Raw genomic sequence first — 12835 nt, 5'->3', positions numbered from 1 at the left:
TCTTACAGGTTTATTACCAGTTGAAAAACTGCCACTACGAGGATTACTGCCCCGAGTACTTTGTTGTAGTTCTTCGTTAATTTCATGTATACAAACTCCCTCTTTTTAGAGGTTACTATCGCTACAATATATTGTAGCAGAAAAGCCCCTGCAGCAGTTCCAATCACGAATGCGGCTTGCACGGGCCAGCGCTCATCCGTAAGCAGATTATTGCTTCTGAGGTTTGTAATAATGAAGAGCCAAAAAGGATATAATTGAGGGTTTAGAATTCCGAAACCCATACCGCGCCATACGTGGTTGCCTTTATCTGGACTGTCCTTTTCACTTGCCTCAGTGGGCTTTTGAAATATCAGATATATTCCAAAAATGAATAAAACACCGATTGTCAGGTATTTGAGGTAGTCATCAAGATATTCGTAACGACTGAGTAAATTCGAACTACCTAAGGCCAAAGCGCTATAGAATAATTCGGGTAAACTTCCCCCAAAACCGAAAAGTATGGCTGATTTTTTATTGTACCGAAGGGCAGTTCTGATGGTTCCGAAATTAACCGGCCCCAATTGAATCGACCCTGCGAAACTAATTGCTGTTGCTAAAATTAAAGCTTGAAATATGTGCCAAATCATGTAGTCATGCTTTGGTTTACAGTTTCATTTTTCTCACGACCAAAGTGTGTTTTGATCAAACGCGCCATTTCAAAAACTGGAGTCACTTTTACCCCTTGTTTTATATTGGCCTTGCTCACTCGGTACATCATCATCATATTCTCAGCCGTTTCTTTATAAGCCCTGAACAATGAGTAAGATGGGTCGTAAATGTGCGCTGGTTCGGAAGTTACTCCGTTGAGTTCTAAAATTTTGATGTTTTCACCCTTATAAAGGTCTTCCACCGATTTCACTTTTAAGTCGAACCGACCGAAATAGAAACCATCAATTCCAGAAGCTACATCATCGAACACGTTTACCAACTGGTCATTCAACAGATGCATTCCGCTTAAGAACTTGGTACCTCGACAATGATTTCCTATCGGTTCTAGATTTCTCTTTTCACCTTCGGGAATTATTTCATTCAATGCAGCACCCAGTCTTTTCGTCATGCTTTCCAGCTGAAGTCTAGCGCGGTCGTTGTACTCCATCAGTTCGCGAATGGTGGATTTACCATCGCCCGTTACCGTCAAAAACTCCTTGGTTACAATAGAGGTAATTCCGGTTTTATCACTGTCTGGAAAGCGATAGTACAAAACGCCCAACTCGATATCATAACTCACAAATTCTTGAATAATAAAATCTTCTTTCGACCTTTTGATGTATCGATCCAATGCAGCTGCATTTTCAACTTTCTCCACCTCGTTACCACGCTCACCCACATTGGGTTTCACAATAATCGGAAACTCTAATGCTAAGTTTTTCAACTCTTGCGTTACAATTTCACAAGGGGTTAGCTTCTTGAAGAAAAGGGTTTTAGGTAAATATTTTGAATCAATTTTCTTAAGAATATCAATTTTAGATTCGCCAAAAACACCTCCGTGTTCTATGCCTGGATTGGCAGCCGTAAAGTAAGTGAAGGATCGAGCTCTGAAAGCAAGGTAAATCCACCATGGCACCAATGGCATAAAAAACAACCAAAAGGGCCAGTACTCATAGCTCAACCACTTAACAATAAACAGAGGTAATTTCTTCTTCTTCATTTGAGGGCTGAAAGATAAACAACCGATTAAAACCTTAGACACTTTTAGCCCTACTTTAATTACTAAGCCATACTTGTCATTCTGCCGTCTGCAGAATTGTCTGCATTAAGACAATGAATGTGCCAAGCAACAACTTATAGTTTTAATTGGTTGATATACAGTTAATTGATCACAATTTTCAAATATACCATGCCAAAAACACTGATAAATATTCCCGATATAAAGTGAATATCATGAAATAAGCGGAATCGTATTTCGAGAATGTAATTTGGGCGACTAATTCGACAAGCATCACTTATTCAGAAAGTTATGAGCTAAACTCCCTTCAGCAGTTAGCAACCATAAGAAACAGTCACGATATTTCGGGAAAAATAAATTTCATTCAAACTACCTTTTTATCCCTAGTTTCTTCATTCTCGACTCTAGCGTAGTAGGTTTCATTCCTAAGATTTTAGCGGCTCCCTTCTCTCCGCTTACTCTCCACATCACTTCGTTCAATACTTTGAGAATGTATTTTCTTTCAAAGTCTTCTAAGGTTAGTAATTCTGTTTCTGATTGCTCAGTTGTTTTATTGGGCATCCAGCCTACCAATTCGAGCTTTTGAGTACCGCTAATGATTACAGCTCTTTCTATTACATTTTCTAATTCCCGAATATTACCAGGCCAATGATACGTTTGGAGCGCCTTAATTACACCCTTCGGAATACTAGTAATTTTCTTACCCAATATTGCTCCATACTTGTCTACAAAATGACTGACCAATAAAGGAATATCTTCTTTACGTTCTCGTAACGGAATGCTGTAAATCGGAAATACATTCAACCGATAATAGAGATCGGCCCTAAATCTTCCTTCTGCCACTTCTTTTTCTAACTCGCGGTTGGTAGCCGCTATAATTCGAACATTCACCTTAATGGTTTTTGTACCACCAAGCCGTTCGAACTCTCCTTCTTGTAATACGCGCAACAGCTTGGCCTGAAGCTCAATAGGCAACTCTCCAATTTCATCTAAAAAAATAGTGCCGCCATCGGCCAACTCAAACCTACCCGACTTACGCATCAATGCACCAGTAAAAGCTCCTTTTTCGTGTCCAAAAAGTTCACTTTCAATTAGGTTGGAAGGAAGTGACGCACAATTAATCTTTACCAATGGCCTATTCTTTCGATTACTGATATTATGCACCGCACGTGAAAGCAACTCTTTGCCAGTACCAGATTCACCCAACACCAAAACGGTAGCATCCGTTTTGGCTACTTGCTCTACTTGGGTCAGAATCTGTTTGAATTTTAGACTCTGACTTATGATCTCTTCAAAGTTATGTTCAGTTTTAATTTCCTGCTGTAGGTATGAGTTTTCTGCCTCGAGGCGATCTTTCAAGTCTTCAACTTCATTTAAGGCCTTAATCAATTTAGCGTTTGCCGCATTTCGTTCAATCTCCAAACTTGCCCTTTCGGCCAAGGTGTTTAAGATCTGAATTTCCTCTTCAGAAATATGGAGTTCATGGTCACTAAACAAAGCCAAATTGCCAATGCACTCCCCCACTCTAGACACAATAGGAAAACCGATATAGCCTTCTACTCCTTCATCTTTATAAAAATCATTCCCTACACTATTACTCTGATGGTAAGGCTTCAGTGTCTTAAGAATAATTTCGCAAGGCGTTCCTTCCACATCATATTCAATGTTTTCTTGTAGCTGCCCATTTTCATAATAAGCCAAAGTACGCAAGCGAGTTTTTTCTTCGCTGGTACATTCCGTTACAATCGACATGGTTACTCCTAAGGCATCAGTAATATTCTCTACCAGTAGTTTAAAATAGTCTTCACCAATTGCTGCAGTGGTATTTTGAGTAATGGATTTTAATAGCTTTTCCTTTCGTTTTCGTTCGCTGATGTCAAGAACAAAACTGATGTTATAGGCCTCGCCTTCAAATTCGGCATAGTTTAAAAATATCTCCACCGGAATTTCCTCTCCATTTTTAGTGAAATGTGTAGATTCCATGGTGAATCTGGTTTCAGTAGGAAAACGCTTCCACATCTCCTTATAGCTACTTTCTGTGTAGTTTCTGTTTACATCATAAATGAGCATTTTAAGAAACTCCTCTTTTGTGTAGCCATAATTCTTACAGGCAGTATCGTTGGCATACACAATTCTACCTTCACTATCCATCCAAAAAATGGAAGCCAAAGCTCGCTCTAGGGTAAAGTACGATAATCGAGTAAGGTCCTCTAAGCTATATTTCCGTTGTGCCATCGAAGCAATTTTTCACGAAATATCGTCAATTTATTGCTAATCTGAATTTTCAAGGGATAGTCATGATTGGATTTACAACGCAAAAAAGCATCTCTTGAGAATTTCGTGTAACTACGAATTAAAATTAAGTAAGGGATTTCCTTTCCATTCTTGTATATTTAGTTGAACAAAATCAACCTTTACTAACTATGAAACCTCTTATTAAACCCTTCTTAATCATTCTCTTATCTCTCTCTATAGGAGCATGCGCGAGTAGTTCTGGATCAAGCAGTAAAAAGCAAAAGGATTATTCTATTTATCAAACCCTTGGCGATGCATTGCGAAGTGTCGGCACATTAAGGGTATCTGGGCAAGGCGGGGCATTTACTGTAACACTGGTAGCTGGTAAGTTTGCCAACTCCAATTTTGGTGCTGATCCTGGAAGTGTACTTTATGTAATTAATGGAGTTGACCAAGGGAAAGACTATGGCAATGCTTCATCGTTGGTGATTCCAAAAGACATCATATCGATACGCGTTTTGAATGGCCCGGAGGCGGTTATGCGATGGGGAGAAAGAGGTACTGGAGGAGTTGTCGAAATAAAGACTTCGACCAATAACGCACCATAATCTATATTTATTAATTGTATTCGAGCCGACAAAACCAATTAAACTCTTTTTTGTAAGGGCTTACGTTGATTGCATTGTTTCTTTAACAAGCAATCAACCAAAACTTTTGTTATGAAGCACTTAACCAAATCAGTCATTATTTTTTCAATCCTTCTATTTAGCTCCTCTTGTGCACAAAATATGCAAAACTCGAGAACCCGAGCTCCCAAAAAAGACTATTCCATTTATCAAACCTTAGGTGACGCCCTACAAAGTTTAGGCACGCTAAAAGTAACAGGTCAGGGTGGTATGTATACAGTAAATCTTATAGCAGGGAGGTATGCCAACACCAACTTTATGTCTAACCCAGGGAGTGTATTGTATGTGGTCAATGGTATCGACCGAAGCAAAGACTATGGAGCAGTTTCATCCTTAGTTACTCCTAAAGATATTTTATCTATTCGCGTACTTAATGGTCCTGAAGCAGTGATGAGGTGGGGTGAACGCGGAACAGGTGGCGTAGTGCTTATCACAACGAAAGAAAAAGAACCAGACAAAAATAATTAATCCTCAATTTCTTACGAGTTAAAAATGTCTTCGATCTAACACTTTAGCTAATTACGTAAGTGGATGTAGCAACTACTAAAGTGTAACTAGCGTTACCTGACAGACAAAATAAAAGTGAATGAAAAAATTAAGTTTCGCCTTGCTACTACTTATCTGTTTTTCTTCCCTTAACGGACTGAATGCACAAACCATTAATTCAGGAAATTATAATCTAGAAAAGGGCTTGGCCATACAGGGCTACGATCCTGTAGCCTACTTTACAGAAAATAAAGCACTAGAGGGCAATAAAAGTATTTCATCAACCCATAACGGAGCTACTTATTACTTTGCCAATATCAAACACAAAACATTGTTTGATAACGAACCTTCAAAATACGAACCTGCCTATGGGGGCTATTGTGCTTATGCCATGGCCTTTGGAGATAAGGTTAAAATTGACCCAGAAACATTTAAAATAAAGGACGATCGACTTTTCCTTTTCTATAACTTTAGGTTCAATAACACATTAAAGGATTGGAATAAGGACGAAACCAACCTTTTTAGGAAGGCAGAAAGCGAATGGGAAAAAATTATTTCTAAAAATTAATCTTCTTGCTTTTTAAACACAGGCTTAATTTCTTTAGGCTTAGGCAGATGTACATAATTGAATATTTTGGTAACTTCGCCTATTAGTGGCCTAAATTTTAACACACTTTAAATGCAGTTACAGCAAATTTCGGTTGAAATACTCAACCAGCTCATTACCATCTCAAATCAACTTAAGGATAATGAGTTTAGGTCTCCTTTGAATATTCTATCTAAGAATTCTATTGGGAAACACATCAGACATATCATTGAGTTTTATGACCTAATGATGGTGGGGCACATATCTGGAAAAGTAGATTATGATAAGCGCTCGCATGATAAAGTATTAGAAGAAAATCGTGTTTTGGCCATTGAAAAAATGAATAGCCTAGGACTAGAAATCATGGCCATTTCAGAAGATCAGCCTGTAACAATGTACGCCAACTATTCTCTTGATGGTAATGAACCCGTAACAATCAACACCACTTTATTTAGAGAATTGCAATACAATATTGAACATGCTGTACACCATATGGCGATTATTAAAATTGCATTGATGAACGCCTTTTCTGAGGTCAAAATCCCTGAAAGTTTTGGGGTGGCTTATTCTACTATAAAATATCAGAGAGATTCTGAATGTGCACAGTAACCTTCCTTCCTAAAGGAGCTTCATCATATATTTTAACTTCTAACCGGGACGAAACCCCTAAGCGGGCTGCCCATGTGCCTCAAGCTTATGAAGTCCATGGTAAAGAAGTGTTCTTTCCTAAAGATCCGCTTGCCGGAGGAACTTGGGTAGCTACGGACAAGAAGCAATTTACCTTATGTTTACTGAATGGGGCATTCGAAAAGCACCATCACAAACCACCTTACAAACTAAGTCGAGGCATTATGCTGCTCGATTTTTTCAAATACAGCAATGTTCAGCGCTTTGTAGATCAATACGACTTTGGTGGAATAGAACCCTTTACTTTAATTTTAATTGAAGACAAAGGAAATCTAAGCGCTACTGAATTGGTTTGGGATGAAAATAACTTGCATGTAAAGTCATTAGATGCAACTCAACCTCACATTTGGAGCTCAAGCACACTTTACCCTGAAGCGGTTAGGGCAGAAAGAAGACATTGGTTTAAACTTTGGCTCGAAACGCACGATACATTTGTGCAACAAGAGATTATTGATTTCCATAAAACTGGCGGTAAAGGCGATGAATGGAATGACTTCGTAATGAACCGAGAGGGCAAAGTACAGACCGTGAGCGTTACTTCTATTGAAAAGGACTCTGATTACAACATGGTGTATGAAGATTTGCTAAGCTAAACTTCTAGCCTCCTGTTATTTCTTCTCAAAATTCTTATTCCAAAGAAAAGTAAGATCACCGAAAGAATTAGGGTAAATGCCTTAATGGGTAAATTCCATAGCCCTTCGAACAGTTCTATTTCAATAACTCCAGAAACAAAAAAGACAAGCACCCCAGCAAGAATACCCAGCAACATAAAAAAGTAACCTAAGACTTTCATTTGCAATCCATTAGTCTATTAAAGATACAAAAAAAGCCCTCACATTGCTGTAAGGGCTTTCAATCAAGTATATAATGGGACTATGCGCTTCTTCGCTCAAATCCCTTCCAAATCTTAAGAAAAGACTCTGCCTCTGCCTCTAAAAGCTCATCTAACATGATACTTTTTGTATTAACCGCATGAAAACTACCTTTCCTCAAATCTAAGAGTGCACACTTATAGCCTTTATAGAGGCCATTACACAAACTCATTTCCATCAGCCTCAAAATATATTGAGCCTCAGAAGAGTTTATTTTCGAATCTTTAAAATGAAGCTTAACAAGGTACTTTTCTTCACCTATAAGTAAACCTAATTCAGGATTTACCTTAATTATCAGTTCATTTTTATAGTTCCAATCAGCATGATTGGGGACTAACCAACTCACATTCTTCTTCTTTAGAAATTTGATATAACCTTTTACTATGGCCAAGAAATGCGGCTTCTTTCGAGCATCAGATTCATTTTCTATAAAAGTCAATAGATCTTCTGCCCCTTTGGCTCCTTTTAAATTCGATATAAGTTTTCTTCTTAATCGAAAATAAAAATCCTTTTCGGGGCTATAAGGCTCTCTCTCAAACACATTTTTCACCTTAGTTACTTTAGTTACTCCTCTTCTTTGAGAAAAGTCAACTAAATCAGTTGCTGATATTATTATTTTTTCAGCCATGATTTTATTTATTTTTTGTTAAAAATTAAATGATTAAAAATCACAGCCTTACGGATTACTCTGGTGAAATATGTTTTGAACGGTTTCCTTAGAAAGGAAAATTCAATTACATTTGACTCTATCAAACTAATCAAAGCAAACCAAAAGACTGCTTTAAAAATTCATATCAGGTTACAAGCCTGTGAAGCCGAAAAGATGTTACAGCATCCTTTCGGTTTTTTTATTTTCTATTGTTTAAACCTCCTTTTCTTAAAAAAATAAAGATATTTTCATATCTAAATTTTAGCTTAAAAAGAGCCCTCACATTGCTGTAAGGGCTCCTTATCAAGTATGATAATTCTAATTTAGCTACCGCAAGCTTCGCAAGCATCTGGATTATCTAGCGAGCAAGCCATATCGGCTGCTTTTTGTTCTAGCTGTGCTGCAGTTGGTGTACTGGCTGCGGCCTTGTCTACTGTAAACTGAATAGCATCGGCTGCGGCTCTTGATCTCAAGTAGTACATTCCTGTTTTCAAGCCTTTCTTCCAAGCGTAGAAGTGCATAGAAGTCATTTTTCCGAAATTCGGATCTTGAATGTGAATGTTCAAACTCTGAGACTGACAGATGTAGGCACCTCTATCGGCAGACATTTCAATAATACTCTTCTGAGAAATTTCCCAAACAGTTTTATAAAGGTCTTTGATGTGCTGAGGAATTTCAGGAATGGCCTGAACTGAACCTTTCGCTGCTATTAGCTTATTCTTCATGTTGTCATTCCACAAACCAAGCTCAATCAAATCTTTCATTAAATGCTTATTCACAATAATGAATTCGCCTGATAAAGTTCTTCTTGTGTAAATGTTTGAAGTATATGGCTCAAAACACTCGTTATTTCCTAAAATCTGAGAAGTTGAAGCCGTTGGCATTGGTGCCACTAATAGCGAGTTTCTCACTCCGTGCTTCTTCACTTCTTTTTTCAAGTTATCCCAATCCCAAAGGCCTGACTCTGGAGTAACACCCCACATATCGTATTGGAAGATACCTTTAGATACTGGCGAACCTTTAAACGTTTGATAAGGCCCTTCTACTTTTGCCAAGTCTTTAGAAGCCGTCATGGCAGCAAAGTAAATGGTCTCGAAAATGTCCTTATTTAACTTACGCGCTTCAGGAGAATCGAATGGCATTCTCATTAAGATGAATGCATCGGCCAAACCTTGTACACCCAAACCAATTGGTCTGTGGCGCATGTTTGAATTCTTAGCCTCTTCAACAGGGTAATAATTCACATCAATTACCTTGTTCAAGTTTTTAGTTGCTACATACGTAACATCATACAACGCTTGGAAATCGTACTGACGAGTTTCTTCGTTCACAAACTTTGGCAATGCCAAAGAAGCAAGGTTACAAACCGCTACTTCGTCAGGAGCAGTGTATTCTATAATTTCAGTACATAAGTTGGATGACTTAATTGTACCTAAGTTTTTCTGGTTTGATTTTTTATTGGCCGAATCCTTATACAACATATAAGGTGTACCCGTCTCGATTTGAGATTCTAACACTTCGAACCAAAGATCTTGCGCCTTTACTGTCTTACGACCTTTGCCTTCTCGCTCGTATTTTTCATACAATCTTTCAAACTCTTCACCATAACAATCGGCCAAACCTGGCGCTTCGTTAGGGCAGAAAAGTGTCCAATCTTCGTTATTCTCAACTCTCTTCATGAAGAGGTCAGAAATCCAAAGTGCATAAAATAAATCTCTAGCTCTTAGCTCCTCTTTTCCGTGGTTCTTTTTCAAGTCAAGGAAATCGAAGATATCGGCATGCCAAGGTTCCATATAGATGGCAAAAGACCCCTTTCTTTTCCCACCACCTTGATCTACATAACGAGCCGTCATGTCAAAATTTCTTAACATAGGAACGATACCATTGGAAACCCCACCTGTTCCTTTGATATATGAACCTTTTGCTCTCACATTATGAATGCTAAGCCCAATACCGCCAGCCGACTGCGAAATTTTAGCAGTTTGCTTTAGGGTATCGTAAATACCATCAATACTATCATCTTTCATTGTTAGTAGAAAGCAAGATGAAAGCTGTGGTTTTGGCGTACCTGCATTAAATAAAGTAGGAGTGGCATGTGTAAACCATTTTTCTGAAAGCAGATTGTAGGTTTCGATTGCCTTTTCAATGTCTTCTCCGTGAATACCCACAGCTACTCTCATGAGCATGTGTTGTGGACGTTCAACGATTTTACCATCGATTTTCATTAAGTACGAACGCTCTAAGGTTTTATAACCGAAGTAATCGTAACTAAAATCTCTATCGTAGATAATATTGGAATCTAGTGTGGCAGCGTTGGCCTTCACTATTCCATAAGTTTCTTTCGATACCAATGGTGCATTTTCACCTGTTTTAGGGTCTACATAAGTGTAGAGCCTTTTCATAGTGTTTGAAAACGACTTACTGGTAGTTTTATGCAAGTTACTTATGGCAATTCTTGCCGCAAGTTTTGCATAATCAGGGTGTTTCACGGTCATAGTAGCCGCAATTTCAGCTGCTAGATTATCCAAGTCTAGCGTGCTTACTCCGTCATACAATCCTTCAATTACTTTCTTAGCCACTTCCACTGGCTCAACGAAAGCAGGGTCTAATCCGTAGGATAGTTTGTCTATCCTGGCAGTAATCTTGTCGAACTTTACCGACTCGTGTCTGCCATCTCTTTTTACTACTAACATATTTGGGGTTTTGGGGGTGTCTATAAATATAAACTAAAAATCTTCATCCATACTAAACTTGTGAGCATCCGCGTCATCTCCTTCCTTCATCACGCCAGCTTTTTGGTATTCGCCTACTCTTCTTTCGAAGAAATTGGTTTTACCTTGAAGTGAAATCATTTCCATGAAATCAAAAGGATTGGTGGAGTTGTATACTTTTTCGCATTCCAATTCCATCAACAGTCGATCTGCAACAAACTCTAAGTATTGCGTCATCAAATCGGAGTTCATTCCAATCAAACGCACGGGAAGAGATTCAGTAATAAATTCTCTCTCTATATCTAAAGCATCAACTATAATTTCTTTAATTCTTTCTTTCGGCACCTTGTTAATTAAATGCTGATTGTGAAGGTGTACTGCAAAATCACAATGCAAACCTTCATCACGAGAGATCAGTTCATTCGAAAAGGTAAGTCCAGGCATTAGGCCTCTTTTTCTTAACCAAAACAATGAACAGAAGCTACCAGAGAAGAAAATACCTTCTACTGCCGCAAAAGCAATCAGCCTTTCACCAAAAGAAGGAGACTCAATCCATTTCAGTGCCCACTCTGCTTTTTTCTTAATCGCATCAAAATTTTCGATAGCGTGAAAAAGCTCATCGGCCTCTTTAGGGTTCTTTATATAAGTATCTATTAAAAGCGAATACGTTTCAGAATGGATATTCTCCATCATGATCTGAAAACCGTAGAAGAACTTTGCTTCAGTATATTGAACCTCATTAATAAAGTTCTCTGCCAAGTTTTCATTTACGATACCATCAGAAGCTGCAAAAAACGCAAGCACGTGCTTAATAAAATAGCGCTCGTCATCATTTAACTTATTTTCCCAATCGGTTAAATCTTGATGCAAATCTATTTCCTCAGCAGTCCACATACTGGCTTCTGCCTTTTTATAGTAACCCCAGATGTCATCATGCTTGATTGGAAAAAGCACAAATCTGTCCTTGTTCTCTTTCAATAATGGTTCTTCTGTTATCGCTCTTCGCTCACTCATCTCTCGATATCGGTTTTATTTTTTAAATAAAAAGATTACGCTGCATCAAGTTTTGCCTGACGCAAATTTTTATCCTTGAGGCATCACCTCTGGATAGTATTCCTATACAATATAAGGTACTTCTACTATAAGTGTCTGGCATTCTTGGGAATGAGACTTTAGCAGAAAGATAGGTTGTTGTTTTGGGGTCGTAACCTGAAACAAATATTACACAAAACTGCGTAAAAATCAACGTGATTTTTTTGATTATTTTTCATATGTAGCACCTTCAATATGATCGTATAAATAACTAATTAACAATTAATTAATACACTTTATATAATCAATAACTTACACTTGTATTCAACGTAATTGAAGATCAAAAAAAATGAAAATTTAATATTGTTAAATCTCTTGCATTTATGCCGAACATTTGGTTTGGTTTTAGAAATCAAACTGTTATCTTTGCAGTCCGTTTTTGAAAAGATTCAAAATAATGTACGCAATTGTAGACATAGCAGGAAAGCAGTTCAAAGTAACACAAGACCAATTCGTTTATGCCCCATTAATGGCAGGCGAAGAAGGCGCTTCCGTAGAGTTCGACAAAGTCTTATTGTTAGACAATAATGGCACAGTCGAGGTAGGCGCACCTACCGTTAGTGGTGCAAAAGTTTCCGGTAAAATTATCGGACACGTTAAAGGTGATAAAGTAATCGTCTTCAAGAAGAAAAGAAGAAAAGGTTACAAGAAGAAAAATGGCCATCGCCAGAACTTCACCAAAGTCTTAATCGAAACAATATCTAAATAACAACTTACCATGGCACATAAGAAAGGAGCAGGTAGTTCGAAAAACGGTCGTGAATCGGAAAGTAAACGACTAGGTGTTAAAATATACGGTGGACAAGCCGCTATTGCTGGTAACATCATTGTAAGACAAAGAGGAACTAAACATCACCCAGGTACAAACGTAGGCATTGGTAAAGACCATACCTTATTTGCTTTATCTGATGGTGTAGTTGAATTCAGAAAAGGTAAAAAAGACAGATCATACGTTTCTGTTGTTCCTTTTTCAGGAGAAGCTGCTGAAGCTTAATCAATAAGGTTCTTAAAATATAAGAAAGCTCAATCTCAAAAGGATTGGGCTTTCTCTGTTTACTTTTGACCAAGATGACGCTAACAGGAATTGGCAATAAACTTTCAGAGTAATGACATAAAATATGCTGCA

13 protein-coding genes are annotated in these 12835 nt (G+C 38.0%); 7 read left to right on the top strand and 6 right to left on the bottom strand.

Features of this window, described 5'->3' with window-relative positions; genetic code table 11:
* Window positions 1–2 precede the first annotated feature (2 nt).
* From MB14_RS06270 to MB14_RS06260, 3 genes are all read right to left on the bottom strand, one after another.
* Window positions 3–626: a LysE family translocator gene (locus MB14_RS06270; RefSeq protein ID WP_062590563.1), complete on the bottom strand. Its 624-nt coding sequence runs from the start codon at window positions 624–626 to the stop codon at window positions 3–5.
* Window positions 623–1687: an ATP-grasp domain-containing protein gene (locus MB14_RS06265; RefSeq protein ID WP_062590561.1), complete on the bottom strand. Its 1065-nt coding sequence runs from the start codon at window positions 1685–1687 to the stop codon at window positions 623–625. The genes MB14_RS06270 and MB14_RS06265 overlap by 4 nt, the downstream gene beginning before the upstream one ends.
* Before the next feature lie 387 nt (window positions 1688–2074).
* Window positions 2075–3940, bottom strand: coding sequence for a sigma 54-interacting transcriptional regulator (locus MB14_RS06260; protein WP_084375981.1), 1866 nt, complete (start codon window positions 3938–3940; stop codon window positions 2075–2077).
* 188 nt (window positions 3941–4128) lie between these two features.
* Between MB14_RS06260 and MB14_RS06255 the strand changes: the two genes are divergently transcribed.
* The 5 genes from MB14_RS06255 (at window position 4129) to MB14_RS06235 (ending at window position 6978) form a co-directional block, all read left to right on the top strand.
* A complete protein-coding gene (locus MB14_RS06255; RefSeq protein ID WP_062590556.1) occupies window positions 4129–4548 on the top strand; it encodes a TonB-dependent receptor plug domain-containing protein in 420 nt (139 codons plus the stop codon).
* Window positions 4549–4728: 180 nt separating this feature from the next.
* Complete coding sequence (locus tag MB14_RS06250) at window positions 4729–5094, top strand: TonB-dependent receptor plug domain-containing protein (protein WP_062590554.1); 366 nt, start codon at window positions 4729–4731, stop codon at window positions 5092–5094.
* A gap of 118 nt (window positions 5095–5212) precedes the next feature.
* Window positions 5213–5680, top strand: coding sequence for a YHS domain-containing (seleno)protein (locus MB14_RS06245; RefSeq protein ID WP_062590552.1), 468 nt, complete (start codon window positions 5213–5215; stop codon window positions 5678–5680).
* 111 nt (window positions 5681–5791) lie between these two features.
* Entirely contained in the window at window positions 5792–6307 is a 516-nt protein-coding gene (locus tag MB14_RS06240) for a hypothetical protein (RefSeq protein ID WP_062590551.1), read from the top strand.
* The gene (locus tag MB14_RS06235; protein WP_062590549.1) at window positions 6295–6978 is read left to right on the top strand and encodes an NRDE family protein; all 684 of its coding nucleotides are present in this window, start codon (window positions 6295–6297) and stop codon (window positions 6976–6978) included. The genes MB14_RS06240 and MB14_RS06235 overlap by 13 nt, the downstream gene beginning before the upstream one ends.
* Before the next feature lie 280 nt (window positions 6979–7258).
* On the opposite strand, the gene MB14_RS06225 is transcribed toward MB14_RS06235, so the two are convergent.
* From MB14_RS06225 to MB14_RS06210, 3 genes are all read right to left on the bottom strand, one after another.
* Entirely contained in the window at window positions 7259–7885 is a 627-nt protein-coding gene (locus MB14_RS06225) for a hypothetical protein (RefSeq protein ID WP_062590545.1), read from the bottom strand.
* Window positions 7886–8229: 344 nt separating this feature from the next.
* Complete coding sequence (locus MB14_RS06215; RefSeq protein ID WP_062590541.1) at window positions 8230–10599, bottom strand: ribonucleoside-diphosphate reductase subunit alpha; 2370 nt, start codon at window positions 10597–10599, stop codon at window positions 8230–8232.
* A gap of 33 nt (window positions 10600–10632) precedes the next feature.
* Entirely contained in the window at window positions 10633–11631 is a 999-nt protein-coding gene (locus tag MB14_RS06210) for a ribonucleotide-diphosphate reductase subunit beta (protein WP_053222507.1), read from the bottom strand.
* 475 nt (window positions 11632–12106) lie between these two features.
* On the opposite strand from MB14_RS06210, the gene rplU reads away from it, so the two are divergent.
* Together rplU and rpmA are read left to right on the top strand one after the other, a co-directional pair.
* The gene (gene rplU, locus MB14_RS06205; RefSeq protein WP_053222506.1) at window positions 12107–12418 is read left to right on the top strand and encodes a 50S ribosomal protein L21; all 312 of its coding nucleotides are present in this window, start codon (window positions 12107–12109) and stop codon (window positions 12416–12418) included.
* 9 nt (window positions 12419–12427) lie between these two features.
* A complete protein-coding gene (gene rpmA / locus MB14_RS06200) occupies window positions 12428–12703 on the top strand; it encodes a 50S ribosomal protein L27 (protein WP_062303575.1) in 276 nt (91 codons plus the stop codon).
* Window positions 12704–12835 lie beyond the last annotated feature (132 nt).

The sequence above is a fragment of the Roseivirga ehrenbergii genome (genome assembly GCF_001593005.1).
GTDB lineage: Bacteria > Bacteroidota > Bacteroidia > Cytophagales > Cyclobacteriaceae > Roseivirga > Roseivirga ehrenbergii.
This window is presented reverse-complemented; position numbering and strand designations above follow the sequence as displayed.

Excerpts from the sequence above, each read along its gene's own strand:
- MB14_RS06270 (WP_062590563.1), bottom strand. The coding sequence starts at position 626 with ATGATTTGGCACATATTTCAAGCTTTAATTTTAGCAACAGCAATTAGT.
- MB14_RS06265 (WP_062590561.1), bottom strand. The coding sequence starts at position 1,687 with ATGAAGAAGAAGAAATTACCTCTGTTTATTGTTAAGTGGTTGAGCTAT.
- MB14_RS06260 (WP_084375981.1), bottom strand. The coding sequence starts at position 3,940 with ATGGCACAACGGAAATATAGCTTAGAGGACCTTACTCGATTATCGTAC.
- MB14_RS06255 (WP_062590556.1), top strand. The coding sequence starts at position 4,129 with ATGAAACCTCTTATTAAACCCTTCTTAATCATTCTCTTATCTCTCTCT.
- MB14_RS06250 (WP_062590554.1), top strand. The coding sequence starts at position 4,729 with ATGCAAAACTCGAGAACCCGAGCTCCCAAAAAAGACTATTCCATTTAT.
- MB14_RS06245 (WP_062590552.1), top strand. The coding sequence starts at position 5,213 with ATGAAAAAATTAAGTTTCGCCTTGCTACTACTTATCTGTTTTTCTTCC.
- MB14_RS06240 (WP_062590551.1), top strand. The coding sequence starts at position 5,792 with ATGCAGTTACAGCAAATTTCGGTTGAAATACTCAACCAGCTCATTACC.
- MB14_RS06235 (WP_062590549.1), top strand. The coding sequence starts at position 6,295 with ATGTGCACAGTAACCTTCCTTCCTAAAGGAGCTTCATCATATATTTTA.
- MB14_RS06225 (WP_062590545.1), bottom strand. The coding sequence starts at position 7,885 with ATGGCTGAAAAAATAATAATATCAGCAACTGATTTAGTTGACTTTTCT.
- MB14_RS06215 (WP_062590541.1), bottom strand. The coding sequence starts at position 10,599 with ATGTTAGTAGTAAAAAGAGATGGCAGACACGAGTCGGTAAAGTTCGAC.
- MB14_RS06210 (WP_053222507.1), bottom strand. The coding sequence starts at position 11,631 with ATGAGTGAGCGAAGAGCGATAACAGAAGAACCATTATTGAAAGAGAAC.
- rplU (WP_053222506.1), top strand. The coding sequence starts at position 12,107 with ATGTACGCAATTGTAGACATAGCAGGAAAGCAGTTCAAAGTAACACAA.
- rpmA (WP_062303575.1), top strand. The coding sequence starts at position 12,428 with ATGGCACATAAGAAAGGAGCAGGTAGTTCGAAAAACGGTCGTGAATCG.